The sequence below is a fragment of the Rhodococcus rhodnii NBRC 100604 genome, assembly GCF_001894925.1.
Lineage (GTDB): Bacteria > Actinomycetota > Actinomycetes > Mycobacteriales > Mycobacteriaceae > Rhodococcus_F > Rhodococcus_F rhodnii.
In genome coordinates this window covers 18,839-32,957 of record NZ_BCXD01000014.1, presented here as the reverse complement: position 1 = coordinate 32,957, position 14,119 = coordinate 18,839, and the positions used below count along the sequence as shown (strand labels likewise).

The window sequence follows — 14,119 nt, the reverse complement described above, 5'->3', positions numbered from 1 at the left end:
GCCGCGCAGGGTTACCCCACTTGCATCGTCCGGCGGGGCAAGTGGATCCACCAAGTGCCGGGGGAGGTACCGTGCCACTCTCCGAGCACGAGCAGCGCATGCTCGACCAGATCGAGAGCGCGCTCTATGCCGAGGACCCCAAGTTCGCGTCGCACGTGCGCGGTGGTCGCATTCGCGGAGCATCCAGCAGGCGACGCATGCAGTCCATCGCACTCTTCGTGCTGGGGCTGGTTCTGCTCGTCGCAGGCGTCGCGCTTCCGCTGCAGCCCGGCGGATTCCCCGTCATCAGTCTCGTCGGCTTCCTCGTGATGTTCGGGGCCGGAGTGCTGCTGCTGTGGGGAGGCGGCAAGTCGGGCACGCAGCAGAACGGTGAGTCCGACGCCGCGCCCGCGCCGAAGAACGGCGGCTCGGGCGGACGAGGTCCGAAGAAACGCGCGAACGGCGGCGGGGGCGGCTTCTCGTCCCGCATGGAAGAACGCTTCCGCAAGCGCTTCGAGCAGTAGGGGCCGTCCGGCGCGACGCGACATCGGTCGCCGCCACCGACACCCACCGGCTCGGGGCTCTCCCGCAGCTCGACCTCTCGTAGCGCGAAGGCTGTCGACGAGACACAGCGACGCTTCACGTAGTCGGCGCCGGTGATGCAGCACATGCTGCATCACCGGCGCTGTCGTGTGTCCGGGGGTCGGGTGCCGGCGCCGTCGCGAACCACCGAAGAACCCCACGCACACCACTCCGCCCACACCGCCCCACCCGCGCTTCTCCGGACACCCCACTGCGCTCCACTCGCGTACTCGTGTGGCGGGAATCCGGCCGCCGCGGCGTCGCGGCATGCCGTGGCAGGGTCGCGACCTGCCGTGGCAGGGCGCTGCCGACGGGCCGGGCCCGGGTTCCGTGAGCCGGACGACGACACCCTGTGGTCCGATTCGCCCGATGCCGACGCGCGCCGCCCCACTGTTCCCCACCTGTCGAAATCGCTGTGAGCTGTGAGTTCGGAACCCGCAACGGCAGGTGACTCGCGAACTTCCCCCAGTGGTGGGTGACAGTGGGGTAATGTGGGGCACGGCGGAGAGCAGGGGTCCGCACAGCATCGGGTTCGGTGCACACGGCGAGGGTCGTGGGGATCGAACAGGATTCGGCTGGCGAGCGCGGGCTGGAGGTGTCGAGTGTTCCTCGGTACCTACACGCCCAAGCTCGACGACAAGTGGCGGCTCACGCTGCCGGCGAAGTTTCGCGACGCACTCGAGGAGGGGTTGATGGTGACGAAAGGCCAGGACCACAGCCTCGCCGTGTATCCGCGGGACGAGTTCGCCGAGCTCGCTCGGCGTGCGGCAGCGGCGTCACGACGCGATCCCGAGGCGCGCGCCTTCGTGCGTGCTCTCGCAGCCGGAACCGACGAACAGAAGCTCGACAGGCAGGGCCGGATCACGATTCCCGCGGCGCACCGTGCGTGGGCCGGCCTCGAACGCGAGACCGAATGCATCGTGACGGGCTCGGTCGACTTCCTCGAAATCTGGAACCCCGACGCATGGAACGACTATCTCGCCGCCAACGAGGAGGAGTACTCGAAGGCGACGGGAGAGGCTCTCGGCGAGATCGTCTGACGAGTGTCTCGCGGCCTCTGCCCGACGGCACCCTGGCGCACTTCCCCAGCGCCAGGTGGCCGCTCGGACAGGGACCACGAAACATTCGCTGCCACAACCGATCCCAGGGCTCGGGCTCACCCCGGTGACGCAATCCCGGCCATCAGTGCGATTCCAGCGATCAGACCGAACCTGCTTCTCAGTACACCCCGTGGAGGTCAGCGTGGACGAGGCGAACGGCGAATTCGCCCACGTTCCCGTCATGCTGACGCGCGCCGACGAGTTGCTCGCACCCGCGATCGAGTCGGTCTCGCCCGACGGAACCGGCGCCGTCATGGTCGACGGAACACTCGGCCTCGGCGGTCACTCCGAACACTTCCTCACCAGGTTCCCCGGCCTGACGCTCGTCGGTCTCGATCGCGATCCCGATGCGCTGCGCATCGCGGGGGAACGTCTCGCGCGGTTCGGCGATCGGGTCGTGCTCGTCCACACGCGGTACGACGGCATCGCTGGGGCACTCGCCGGCGCCGGATTCTCGCCGACCGATTCGGTGCACGCCGCACTGTTCGACCTCGGCGTGTCGTCGATGCAGCTCGACGAGGCGGATCGTGGCTTCGCGTACTCCGTCGACGCTCCGCTCGACATGCGGATGGACCCCACGGCCGGGACGACGGCCGCCGACGTCCTCAACACCTACTCGCACGGCGACCTCGCGCGGATCCTCAAGACGTACGGCGAGGAGCGGTTCGCGGGAAAGATCGCGAGCGAAGTCCTGCGGCAGCGCGAGCGCGCTCCGTTCGAGACGAGCGCACAGCTCGTCGAACTGCTGTATCGCGTCATCCCGGCGGCGTCGCGACGGACCGGCGGGCACCCGGCGAAGCGTACGTTCCAGGCGCTGCGCGTCGAGGTCAACGGCGAGCTCGACTCGCTGAGAGCCGCGGTTCCGGCCGCGCTCGACGCCCTCACGGTCGGTGGACGCGTCGTGTTCATGTCCTACCAGTCGCTCGAAGATCGCGTCGTCAAGCAGGAGCTCGCCCCGCGTGCCCGGTCGACCAGCCCCGAGGGGCTCCCGGTCGAACTGCCCGGCACGGGTCCCGAGCTGCGCATTCTCACCCGAGGCGCCGAGCGCGCAACGGAAGGGGAAATCGAGTTCAACCCCCGATCGGCTCCCGTGCGCCTTCGGGCCGCCGAGCGAATCGCCAGGAGGTCGGCATGACTGTTCAAGGTTCCACCACGTCTCAGGGAACCTCCGGGACCCGCCGGGCGACGCGGTCGCGGCGGTCGGGTGCCGCGGCGCGTGCCTACGAGCGCCGGCAGCAGCGTGCAGCGCACGTCGGGGGAGTGTCGTCGTCCGCCGGAACCAGCGGAACACTCGTCGGCCGGGTGCCGTTCGTCGCGATCGTGCTCGCGCTGCTCGTGTGCGGCCTCGCCGTGACGCTCGTGCTCACGACGCGCTCGGCGGAGAACTCGTACCGGCTCGGCGCCGCGATGGAACACAACCAGTCGCTGTCGGAGCAGAAGGCCGCGCTCGCGCGGGACGTCGAGTCCGCGAACTCGGCTCCGCAGCTCGCCAATCGGGCCGCCGAACTCGGCATGGTGCCGGCGATCGATCCGGCCCGGCTCATCGTGCATCCGGACGGCGCCGTCGACGTCGTGGGTACGCCCGCACCCGCGGAGGGCACGCCCGCTCCGCCGCTCGACCGGCCCGTCTCGGGATCGGTGACGACGCCGTCGCATCCGGACGTGCGGTCGTCCGGTCCCGGACGCGGGTCCGCCACGCCGCACACCGGCAATGACCGGGAGATCGCGGCGCAGGAAGGACAATTGGTACCCGTGAGTCCTCGTTCAGATTCGGCCGAACCCGCCGAGGCGCCGCAGACCGACGACGCGGAACGCGCGGAGTCCGCGCCCGCCGGGGCCGTGCCCGCATCGGACGCACCGGGAGACTGATCCGTGGCCGGCTCCTCCCGCGGATATCCGCAGCCGCCGCGCCGCGACCCGCGGCGCGGCGCCGGATCCGCCGGCACCATGTTCGCGTCCCGGACGCGTGCCGCACGTGTCGTCATGTTCGTCGTGGTCGCCGTCGCCCTCGCACAGCTCGTCCGTGTCCAGGTGTTCGAGGCACCCGCGCTGTCCGCCGAGGGCGCGAACCAGCGCACCACGACCATGGTGGAGAAGGCGCTGCGTGGCCCGATCAACGATCGCGACGGCGATCCGATCGCCTTCACGATGGAGGCGCGCGCCCTCACGTTCCAGCCGCAGCGGGTCCGCGAGGAGCTGGCCGAGGCGCACGAGCAGGATCCGAGCGAACCCGAGGTCGACGCCCGGCTCGAGGCGATCGCCGACAAGGTCCACGACGAACTCGCCGCCGCCGAATCCGACGCCGCGGCCGAGCAGGTGACGTCGGCGCCGTCCGCCGAGGACGTGCTCGAGAAGCTGCGCAGCGACGAGACGTTCGTCTATCTCGCGCGCAGCGTGGATCCGGCGACGGCAGCACGCATCGCGGACGAGTTCCCCGAGGTCGGACTCGAACGGCAGGACATCCGTCAGTATCCGGGCGGCTCGCTCGCGGCGAACATGATCGGCGCGACGGGCTGGGACGGGCACGGCCTCCTCGGACTCGAGGAGTCGATGGACTCGATCCTCGCGGGTACCGACGGCTCGCAGACCTACGACCGAGGTTCCGACGGCGCCGTGATCCCGGGCAGCTGGCGTGACCGGCGGCCCGCCGTCGACGGCTCCGGCGTCGAGCTCACGATCGACTCGGATCTGCAGTACTACGTCCAGCAGCAGGTGCAGCTCGCGAAGGACCGCTCCGGCGCGCAGAACGCGTCCGCCGTCGTCCTGGACGCGAAGTCGGGCGAGGTCATGGCGATGTCGAACGACAACACCTTCAACGCCGGGATCGGCGTCGGCAACAATCCGCGCGACGTGCAGATGGGCAATCTTCCCGTGAGCACCCCGTTCGAGCCGGGGTCGGTGAACAAGATGATCACGGCCGCGGCGGCGATCGAGTACGGGCTGACGAATCCCGACGAGGTGCTGCAGGTCCCGGGGTCGATCGAGATGTCCGGGGTCAGCGTCAAGGACGCGTGGGACCACGGCGTCGAGCCGTACACGACCACCGGAATCTTCGGGAAGTCCTCGAACGTCGGGACGCTGATGCTCGCGGAGCGGGTGGGCGAGGATCGCTTCGCCGACATGCTGTCGCGGTTCGGGCTCGGCGCGCGCACGGACGTCGGGCTTCCCGGCGAGAGCGCCGGCAGCGTCCCGGCGCGCGACCAGTGGTCGGGCGGCACGTTCGCGAATCTCCCGATCGGGCAGGGTCTGTCGATGACGCTGCTGCAGATGACGGGCATCTATCAGGCCATCGCGAACGACGGCGTCCGCGTGCCGCCGCGCGTCGTGCGTGCCGTCGTGGATCCCGACGGCACACGGACCGAGGCCGAACGGCCGGAAGGGGTGCGCGTCGTGAGTCCCGACACCGCGGACACGGTGCGGGACATGTTCCGTTCCGTCACCCAGAGCGACCCGATGGGTGTCCAGCAGGGGACCGGCGTGCAGGCCGCCGTCGAGGGATATCAGATCAGCGGCAAGACGGGCACCGCGCAGCAGGTCGATCCCGCGTGCGGGTGCTACTCCAACTCGAACTACTGGATCACGTTCGCGGGCATCGCCCCGTCGGACGATCCCCGCTTCGTCATCGGCATCATGCTCGATGCGCCGACCAGGAGCTCGGACGGTTCGGGTGGACAGTCGGCCGCGCCGCTCTTCCACGACATCGCGTCGTGGATGCTGCAACGCGACAGCGTCCCGATGTCGCCGGACCCGGGGCGGGAGTTGGTTCTCGAAGCGGACTGAGGGGTGGCGCACGGGCGGAGTGCCGCCGGGCGGCACGGCGGTCACCGGTCCTGAGCGAGCACCCTCGCGCGGTACGCTGACTCCCCGGATCGGGATCGCCCCGGGGCCGTTTCGCGCGTGGTCGATTCGCGCGCGGATGTGCTGCGCGAGACGACCGGATGCAACGACGATCACACGAGAGGACGCCGGTACGGGGGTGGGACCGGCGGAAGATGACTCGGCACAGAAAGGAAGGCGTTTGCCAGTGTCGCCGGACTCCGATCCGTCGCCCGACCTCGCAGCGAGGATGGCGTCGGGTCGTCTGCGCCCGGAGCGGCGGATCAGTACCCCGCTCCGGGATCTCGCGCGACTCGCGCAGGCCCGCCTCGAACTGCCCGCACCGGACGATCCCGCCGACGGCGGCGCGGCCGTCACGGGCGTGGATCTGCGAGCACAGGACATCGAGCCCGGCGATCTCTTCGCCGCGCTGCCCGGGACGCGTTCGCACGGCGCCCGCTTCGCGGCCGACGCCGTCGCCGCGGGGGCCGTGGCCGTCCTCACCGACGAGGCGGGGCTCGCGCTGGCCCGGGAGTCCGGGATTCCGCAGACCGTGCCGATTCTCGTGCACGACGCTCCGCGCTCGGTGCTCGGCGTGATCTCTGCAGCGATCTACGGGAACCCGTCGCAGCGCATGAGCGTCGTCGGGATCACCGGAACGTCCGGCAAGACGACGACGTCCTATCTCGTCGAGGCCGCGCTCGCCGCCGCCGGTCGCCGGTGTGCGCTCGTCGGGACGATCGAGACGCGCGTCGAGGGGCGGCGCGTGCCGAGCGCACTGACGACCCCCGAGGCACCGCAACTCCACGCACTGTTCGCCCTCGTGCTCGAGGCGGGCGTCGACACCGTCGTGATGGAGGTGTCGAGCCACGCGCTCGCACTCGGCCGCGTCGACGGCGTGCACTTCGACATCGGCGCGTTCACGAATCTCTCGCAGGACCACCTGGACTTCCACCGCGATCTCGACGACTACTTCGAGGCCAAGGCCCGGCTGTTCGACCCCGAGTCGCCGGTACACGCGGACCGCGCCGTCGTGTGCGTGGACGACCGCTGGGGCGAGGCGATGGCCGCGCGTGCCGGTTCGGGCGACGGCGTCGTCGTCACCGTCGCGACGCGCGGAGCCGACGCCGACTGGGCGGCCGGTGCTCCGGAGGCGTCGGCGTCCGGAACGCAGACCTTCACGCTCGTCGGCCCCGACGGCGCGAGCCACACCGTCTCGACTCGGCTGCCGGGTGCGTACAACGTCGCGAACGCCTCGCTCGCGCTCGCGTGCGCCGCCGAACTCGGTGTCGCCGTCGACGACGCGGCCCGGGGAATCGCCGACGTCGACGTGCCGGGACGCGTGCAGCGCATCGAGCGCGGCCAGGAATTCCTCGCCGTCGTCGACTACGCGCACAAGCCGGCCGCGCTCGAGGCGGTCATCGCGACGCTGCGCGGGCAGAGCGCGGGGCGACTCGCCGTCGTCGTCGGTGCGGGCGGCGACCGCGACACCGGCAAGCGGCCGCAGATGGGGGAGGTCGCGGCACGCAGCGCGGATCTGCTCGTCGTCACCGACGACAATCCCCGCAGCGAGAACCCCGCCGAGATCCGCCGGGAGGTGATGGCGGGCGCGCTCGCTGTGCCGGTCACCGAGCGCGGCGAGGTACGCGAGATCGCGGACCGCGCGCACGCGATCGCGGACGCGGTGCGCTGGGCACGAAGCGGTGACGTCGTCCTCGTCGCCGGCAAGGGACACGAGATTGGTCAGGAGATCCACGGGGTGAAGCACCCATTCGACGATCGTGACGTCACGAGTGCGGCGATCGACCACGTTCTGGGAGAGCGCTCATGATCCCGATGACGCTCGCACGCGTCGCCGAGATCGTCGGCGGACGGCTCGACGGCGTCGACGACCCGTCGGCGCTCGTGACGGGCACGGTCGAGTTCGACTCGCGCACGGTGACGCCGGGCGGGCTGTTCCTCGCGCTGCCCGGCGAGCGTGTCGACGGGCACGACTACGCGCGCACGGCGGTGGACGCGGGAGCACTCGCGGTGATCGCGGCACGTCCCGTCGACGGCCCCGCGATCGTGGTGCCGCCCGCGCCGGACTCGGGCCCGAGCCGTGCGATGGCCCTCGAACACGACCGTGACGGCGCGGGCGCCGCCGTCCTGCACGCCCTCGCCGAACTCGCCCGCGTCTCGACGCGCGAACTCGCCGAGCGCGGCCTCACCGTCGTCGGGATCACGGGGTCGGCGGGCAAGACGTCGACGAAGGACCTCGTCGCCGCCGTCCTCGCGCCGCTCGGCGAGGTCGTCGCGCCACCGGGGTCGTTCAACAACGAACTCGGCCATCCGTGGACGGCGCTGCGGGCCGACGAGTCGACCCGCTTCCTCGTCCTCGAGATGTCGGCGCGCGGGACCGGGCACATCGCGCAGCTCGCCCGCATCGCGCCGCCGCGGATCGGCGTCGTTCTCAACGTCGGCACCGCGCACCTGGGCGAGTTCGGGTCGCGCGACGCGATCGCGCAGGCGAAGGGCGAACTCGTCGAAGCACTTCCGGCCGCGGACGACGGCGGCATCGCGATCCTCAACGGCGACGACTCGCGCGTCGTCCCGATGAGCCTGCGGACCACCGCGCGCGTCGTCTACGTGGGGCTCAACGCCTCGGCCGGAGTCCGCGCCACCGACGTCGTGCTCGACCCGAGCGCCCGCGCACAGTTCACGCTGACGACGCAGACCGAGAGCGCGCCCGTGCGGCTCGCGGTCCACGGCGAACACCAGGTCGGCAACGCGCTCGCCGCCGCGGCCGTCGGTCTCGAATGCGGCGCCGATCTCGCGACGGTGGTCCGCGCGCTCGAGGGAGCCGGGCCCGTGTCCGCGCGGCGCATGGCGGTTCACGAGCGCCCCGACGGCGTGACCGTCGTCGACGACTCGTACAACGCGAACCCGGATTCGATGCGCGCGGCGCTCAAGGCGCTCGTCACGATGGCGAAGTCGGACCGCACCAGCGAGCGCCGCAGTTGGGCCGTCCTCGGCGAGATGGCCGAACTCGGCGACGACACGATCACCTCCCACGACGCGCTGGGGCGGCTCGCGGTGCGTCTCGACGTGAGCCGGCTCGTGGTCGTCGGCACCGAGCGCCCGACGCGCGCCCTGCACCAGGGTGCGGTGATGGAGGGATCGTGGGGCGACGAGGCCGTACTCGTCCCCGACGTCGACGCCGCGGTCGCGTTGCTGCGCGAAGAACTCGCGCCGGGCGACGTCGTGCTGGTGAAGGCGTCGCAGGCCGCAGGACTGTGGCGGGTCGCGGAGGCGATCACCGGTGACGGCACGGACAACGGTGACGGCACGGACAACGGTGACGGCACGGACAACGAGGCAGGTGGCCGCGCGTGAGGCAGATACTGTTCGCGGCGGGCATCGCGCTCGCCGTGTCGATCCTGTTGACTCCCGTCCTGATCAAGGCGTTTTCCCGGCAGGGCTTCGGGCAGGAGATCCGTGTCGAGGGCCCGCAGAGCCACCAGTCCAAGCGCGGCACGCCCACGATGGGCGGCGTCGCGATCATCATCGGCCTGTGGGCCGGGTATTTCGGCTCGCACCTCATCGGCATCGGATACGACGCGCCGGGACCGTCGGCGTCGGGCATGCTCGTGCTCGGCCTCGCGACGGCGCTCGGCATGGTCGGCTTCCTCGACGACTTCATCAAGATCCGCAAACAGCGCAATCTGGGGCTGACCGCGACGGGTAAGTACGTCGGCCAGATCCTCGCCGCCGTGATCTTCGCGGTGCTGGCGCTGCAGTTCCGCGGTGGCAGCGGGCTCACGCCCGGCAGCACCAATCTGTCGTACGTCCGCGACATCACGACGGTGACGTTCGGCGCCCTCGTGTTCGTGCTGCTGTGCGTGTTCCTCGTCGTCGCGTGGTCGAATGCCGTCAACCTCACCGACGGGCTCGACGGCCTGGCCGCGGGTTCGATGAGCCTCGTGCTCGGGTCGTACGTCGTCATCACGTTCTGGCAGTACCGCAACGCGTGCGAGACGAGTCCGGGGATCGGCTGTTACGACGTCCGCGATCCGCTCGATCTCGCGTTGATCTGCGCGGCGGGTGCGGGCGCGTGCATCGGCTTCCTGTGGTGGAACGCCGCACCGGCGAAGATCTTCATGGGCGACACCGGCTCGCTCGCGCTCGGCGGTCTGCTCGCGGGCCTGTCCGTCACGACGCGCACCGAACTGCTCATGGTCGTCATCGGCGCGCTGTTCGTCGCGGAGGCGGCGTCGGTCATGATCCAGGTCGCGGTTTTCCGGTCGAGCCGACGGCGCGTGTTCCGGATGGCCCCGTTCCATCATCACTTCGAGTTGGCCGGGTGGGCGGAAACCACGGTGATCATCAGATTCTGGTTGCTCGGGGCGATCGCCTCGGCGATCGGTCTCGCGCTGTTCTACAGCGAGTATCTCGCGGCGATCGGCACGTGATGGCGCAGTCGCAGCGGCCGGACGGCGACGACCTCGCCCCGGCGCGAGAACGTGTGCTCGTCGCGGGCGCCGGTGTGTCGGGCCGCGCGACGATCGCCCCGTTGCAGGCGCTCGGTGCGCGGGTCACCGTGACCGACACCGATCCCGCCGCGCTCGCTGCGTGCGCGGCGCTCGGCGCCGACACCGTCGTGCTCGACGACGACGTCCCTGCCCGTATCGGCGAGTTCTCGCTCGTCGTCACGAGTCCCGGTTTCCGGCCCGACACACCGTTGCTGTCGGCGGCCGCGGGCGCCGGCGTCGCGGTGTGGGGGGACGTCGAACTGTCCTGGCGGATCGACCGCGCGGGGGTGTACGGCCCGCCGCGCCACTGGCTCGTCGTGACGGGCACGAACGGCAAGACGACGACGACGTCGATGCTGCGGTCGATCCTCGGTGCCGCCGACCGCAGTGCCGCGGCGTGCGGCAACATCGGCCTGCCCGTGCTCGACGCCCTGACGGCGGAGCCGCGCGTCGAGTGGCTCGCCGTCGAGCTGTCGTCGTTCCAGCTGTACTGGGCGCCGTCGGTGCGTCCCGACGCGGGCGCCGTGCTCAACATCGCCGAGGACCACCTCGACTGGCACGGCGGGATGCCCGGATACGTCGCGGCGAAGGCCCGCGCGCTCTCGGGTGACGTCGCCGTCGTCGGTCTCGACGACGAGAACGCGGCGGCGCTCGCCCCGCAGGCGTCGGGGCGGGTCGTCGGATTCCGGCTCGGCGAGCCCGCTCCCGGGGAACTCGGTGTCGCCGGGGACTCGCTGGTCGATCGCGCGTTCGGTGACGGCGGTGTGTTCGGCGACGGAGCCCGGGTCGCCCTCGGCCCCGCATCGGGCATCACGCCGCCGGGGCCGGCGGGTCTGCTCGACGCGCTCGCCGCCGCCGCGCTGGCCCGTGCGGCAGGAGTGTCCGCGGACGCTGTCGCGGCGGGGCTCGCGGCGCACGAGGTCGGCCCGCACCGAGGCCAGGTCGTCGCTGCAACGGACGGCGTGACGTGGATCGACGACTCGAAGGCGACCAATCCGCACGCTGCACGTCCGGCACTGCTCGCGCACGATCGCGTCGTGTGGGTGGGCGGGGGCCAGCTCAAGGGTGCCGCCGTCGACGCGCTCGTCGCCGAGGTCGGGCCACGCCTGGCAGGCGCCGTGCTCATCGGAGTCGATGCGGCGAAGATCGCAGCCGCGCTCGCGCGACACGCGCCGGGGGTCCCCGTCGTTCGGGTCGTCGCGGGTGACGATGGGGACGTGCAGCAGCGCCCCGACCCGGCCGTCCAGGCCGAGCAGCCGTCCAGGACACGCGTGCTGCCGCCGCGAACCTCCGCCGACGACGTGATGGCGGCAGCGGTCCGCGAGGCGGCCGCGCTCGCGACGCCGGGCACGGCTGTCGTCCTCGCGCCGGCGGCGGCGTCGCTCGACATGTTCCGCAGCTACGGGCACCGCGGCGACGCGTTCGCTGCGGCCGTGACCGCGGGCCGGAACCGGGACGAGCGGTATGACGAGCCGTGAGGCGCCGCCCCGCGACGTGACGCGGGCTCCGCAGCGGCGCCCCGCGCCGGCACGCGACGCCGCGTCGGGTCCGCTCGCCGGTGTGCGCACGCGCATCGGGCTGTGGCTCGCGCGGCCGCTCGCGTCGTTCCACCTCGTCGTCACCATCGCGTTCCTGCTCACGGTGCTCGGCCTCGTGATGGTGCTGTCGTCGTCGAGCGTCGAGCAGTACGCGGCGTCCGGCTCGGCCTACTCGCTGTTCGTACAGCAACTCGTGTACGCGCTGCTCGGCGCCGTCCTGTTCTACGTCGCGCTGCGCGTCCCGATCCGGGTGTGGCGGCGGCTGTCGTTCCCCCTGTTCGCCGTGTGTCTGCTGATGCTGGTGCTGATCCTGATTCCCGGTGTCGGCACCGAGGTCCAGGGTTCGACGCGGTGGTTCCAGGTCGCCGGATTCTCGCTGCAGCCGTCGGAGCTCATGAAGGTCGCGCTCGCCCTGTGGGGCGCGCATCTGCTCGCGTCCCGGCGGCCGGGCGCACCGCTCAAGACGATCCTGTTCCCGCTGGTCCCGATGGGCCTGCTCGTCTGCCTGCTCGTCGTGTCGCAGCCGAACCTGTCGACGACCATCGCGCTGGGCATCATCCTCGCGGCGCTGCTGTGGTTCGGCGGGCTGCCGGGCAAGCTCTTCGGCGGGCTCGCGCTCGGTGGTGTGATCGCGGCGGGCGTCCTCGCGGTGACGGCCGGGTACCGGTCGAGCCGCGTGCAGGCGTTCTTCAATCCCGGCGCGGACCCGCAGGGTATGAACTACCAGGCCCGGCAGGCGAGCTTCTCGCTCGCCGACGGGGGAGTGTTCGGCCGCGGGCTCGGCCAGAGCCGCGCGAAGTGGAGTTATCTCCCGAATGCGCACAACGACTTCATCTTCGCGATCATCGGCGAGGAGCTCGGCCTCATCGGCTGCGCCGCCGTCGTCGGGCTCTTCGCGCTGTTCGTCTACACGGGCCTGCGCATCGCGGTCCGGTCGGTCGATCCGTTCCTGAAGCTGCTCACGGCGACGGCCACGACGTGGATCCTGGCCCAGGCCATGATCAACATCGGGTACGTCGTCGGGCTGCTGCCGGTCACCGGTCTGCAGCTGCCGCTCGTCTCGGCGGGCGGGTCGTCGCTCGCGATCACCCTCGTGATGTTCGGCATCATCGCGTCGGCGGCGCGCCACGAACCGGAGGCGATCGCCGCGCTGCGCGCCGGACGCGACAAGCGGGCCGGCAAGCTCTTCCGGCTCCCCGTGCCCGAGCCGTACCTGCCCGTCGATCCGGCAGTCGCGCGCAACGCCGCCGTGCGCAAGGCGCAGGCGCAGAGCCGGGGTCGTTCCTCGGCGCCGCGCGCGGCGACATACGGTGGTGACGGCAGGCGGACGGCCGAGCGGCGCCGCGACGACGGCCCCGCCCGCGGGCGCCCGCGGCGGCCGGATGCATCCGACACCCGGCGGCGACGAGATCCACGAGAACGACGAGAGCGAGGACAACGGCGGTGAGCGAGCCGAGGACAGGCCCGTCGATCGTGGTGGCGGGCGGTGGCACGGCGGGTCACATCGAGCCGGCGCTCGCCGTGGCGGATGCCGTGCGCGAACTCGACCCGACGGCGACCGTGACCGCGCTGGGCACCGAGCGAGGTCTGGAGACGACGCTGGTCCCCGCGCGCGGGTATCCGCTCGAACTCATCCCGCCGGTGCCGCTGCCCCGGCGGCTCACCGCCGACCTGCTGCGCCTTCCGGCGCGTGTCGTCCGGTCGGTACGCCGCACCCGCGAGGTGCTCGATCGCACCTCGGCGGACGTCGTCGTCGGCTTCGGCGGCTACGTCGCACTGCCCGCATATCTCGCGTCCACGGGCGGCCCGCTGCGCCGCCGCCGCCGGATCCCCGTCGTCGTGCACGAGGCGAACGCGAGTGCCGGCATCGCCAACAAGATCGGCTCCCGGCTCGCCGTGCGCACGCTCGCGGCGGTCGAGGGATCGGGCGTCGCCGCCGACGCGCAGATCGTCGGGATTCCCGTGCGCGGGTCGATCACCGGTCTCGATCGCGCCGGACTGCGCGCCGAGGCACGGCGGTTCTTCGGCCTCCCGGACGACGGCCCGGTGCTGCTCGTCTTCGGCGGCTCGCAGGGCGCCCGTTCGCTCAACGTCGCGGTGTCCGGCGCGGCGCGCGCCCTGTCGGACGCGGGCGTCGCGGTACTGCACGCCCACGGCCCCAAGAACTCCGTCGAGGTGCCAGGTGATCCGGGCGGCGCGCCGTACGTCGCCGTCCCGTATCTCGATCGGATGGATCTCGCGTACGCGGCGGCGGACCTCGTGATCTGTCGTTCCGGGGCGATGACGGTTGCGGAGGTGTCGGCGACCGGCCTGCCCGCGTTCTACGTCCCGCTGCCGCACGGCAACGGCGAACAGGAACTCAACGCGCGCCCCGTCGTGGCCGCGGGCGGCGGCGTCCTCGTCGCCGACGGCGACCTCACCCCGGAGTTCGTCGCGACTACCGTGGTCGCCGTGGCGACCGACGCGACGCGGCTCGCCGAGATGAGCGCCGCGGCCTCGGGAACGGGGCACCGCACCGCCGCACACGACGTCGCGCGTGTGGCACTCGAGATCGCCGCGAGCACCGCGCGCGAGCGCACCTGACCGATACACG

At 71.7% G+C, this 14,119-nt stretch carries 11 protein-coding genes; all 11 read left to right on the top strand.

Going from position 1 to position 14,119, the window contains the following annotated elements; translation table 11 throughout:
- The first annotated feature begins 71 nt into the window (after window positions 1-71).
- The 11 genes from RR1_RS12045 (at window position 72) to murG (ending at window position 14,109) form a co-directional block, all read left to right on the top strand.
- Entirely contained in the window at window positions 72-503 is a 432-nt protein-coding gene (locus tag RR1_RS12045; protein WP_010836545.1) for an SCO2097 family morphological protein, read from the top strand.
- Window positions 504-1,163: 660 nt separating this feature from the next.
- Complete coding sequence (mraZ, locus tag RR1_RS12040; protein ID WP_010836544.1) at window positions 1,164-1,601, top strand: division/cell wall cluster transcriptional repressor MraZ; 438 nt, start codon at window positions 1,164-1,166, stop codon at window positions 1,599-1,601.
- Between the two features lie 190 nt (window positions 1,602-1,791).
- Complete coding sequence (gene rsmH, locus RR1_RS12035; protein WP_010836543.1) at window positions 1,792-2,796, top strand: 16S rRNA (cytosine(1402)-N(4))-methyltransferase RsmH; 1,005 nt, start codon at window positions 1,792-1,794, stop codon at window positions 2,794-2,796.
- Window positions 2,793-3,530: a cell division protein FtsL gene (gene ftsL / locus RR1_RS12030; RefSeq protein WP_238558913.1), complete on the top strand. Its 738-nt coding sequence runs from the start codon at window positions 2,793-2,795 to the stop codon at window positions 3,528-3,530. The genes rsmH and ftsL overlap by 4 nt, the downstream gene beginning before the upstream one ends.
- 78 nt (window positions 3,531-3,608) lie before the next feature.
- The gene (locus RR1_RS12025) at window positions 3,609-5,441 is read left to right on the top strand and encodes a peptidoglycan D,D-transpeptidase FtsI family protein (RefSeq protein WP_051111018.1); all 1,833 of its coding nucleotides are present in this window, start codon (window positions 3,609-3,611) and stop codon (window positions 5,439-5,441) included.
- A 286-nt stretch (window positions 5,442-5,727) separates the two neighbouring features.
- Entirely contained in the window at window positions 5,728-7,308 is a 1,581-nt protein-coding gene (locus tag RR1_RS12020; protein WP_040772143.1) for a UDP-N-acetylmuramoyl-L-alanyl-D-glutamate--2,6-diaminopimelate ligase, read from the top strand.
- Window positions 7,305-8,852, top strand: a complete 1,548-nt coding sequence (locus RR1_RS12015; protein WP_010836539.1) for a UDP-N-acetylmuramoyl-tripeptide--D-alanyl-D-alanine ligase — start codon at window positions 7,305-7,307, stop codon at window positions 8,850-8,852. The genes RR1_RS12020 and RR1_RS12015 overlap by 4 nt, the downstream gene beginning before the upstream one ends.
- Window positions 8,849-9,928, top strand: coding sequence for a phospho-N-acetylmuramoyl-pentapeptide-transferase (mraY, locus tag RR1_RS12010; RefSeq protein WP_010836538.1), 1,080 nt, complete (start codon window positions 8,849-8,851; stop codon window positions 9,926-9,928). Before RR1_RS12015 ends, mraY begins: the two co-directional genes overlap by 4 nt.
- Window positions 9,928-11,466, top strand: coding sequence for a UDP-N-acetylmuramoyl-L-alanine--D-glutamate ligase (murD, locus tag RR1_RS12005; RefSeq protein ID WP_040772127.1), 1,539 nt, complete (start codon window positions 9,928-9,930; stop codon window positions 11,464-11,466). The genes mraY and murD overlap by 1 nt, the downstream gene beginning before the upstream one ends.
- Window positions 11,453-12,973, top strand: coding sequence for a putative lipid II flippase FtsW (gene ftsW, locus RR1_RS12000; RefSeq protein ID WP_051111011.1), 1,521 nt, complete (start codon window positions 11,453-11,455; stop codon window positions 12,971-12,973). The genes murD and ftsW overlap by 14 nt, the downstream gene beginning before the upstream one ends.
- A complete protein-coding gene (gene murG / locus RR1_RS11995) occupies window positions 12,970-14,109 on the top strand; it encodes an undecaprenyldiphospho-muramoylpentapeptide beta-N-acetylglucosaminyltransferase (protein ID WP_010836535.1) in 1,140 nt (379 codons plus the stop codon). Before ftsW ends, murG begins: the two co-directional genes overlap by 4 nt.
- The last annotated feature ends 10 nt before the right edge of the window (window positions 14,110-14,119 follow it).